This is a genomic window from Arthrobacter sp. Y3223164 (assembly GCF_059091005.1).
Genome location: NZ_JBNHGF010000970.1, coordinates 1 through 299 on the forward strand (window position 1 = coordinate 1; position 299 = coordinate 299).

At 75.9% G+C, this 299-nt stretch carries 1 protein-coding gene; it reads left to right on the top strand.

Features of this window, described 5'->3' with window-relative positions; translation table 11 throughout:
* Nucleotides 1-299: AMP-binding protein (locus tag AC5RUJ_RS18965; RefSeq protein WP_494156602.1), on the top strand; the 299-nt coding region annotated here is incomplete at both ends.

A 299-nucleotide genomic window follows, 5' to 3' on the forward strand; every position in this document is an offset into this window, starting at 1 on the left:
CCGGGCGCACCGCCCCCGAGCCCGACGACGACGCCGCCATCCTCTTCACCTCCGGCTCCACCGGGCCGGCCAAGGGCGTCGTCTATACGCACCGCCGGCTGGCCGCCATGCGGGACACCCTCAAGGAGACCTACGGGCTGGAAGCCGGCACCTCGCTGGTGGCCGGCTTTGCGCCGTTCGCCCTGCTGGGCCCGGCGCTGGGGGCCACCTCGGTGACCCCGGACATGGACGTCACCGCGCCCAAGACGCTCACCGCCGCGGCCCTGGCCGATGCTGCCGCGGCGGTCAGCGCCACCGCC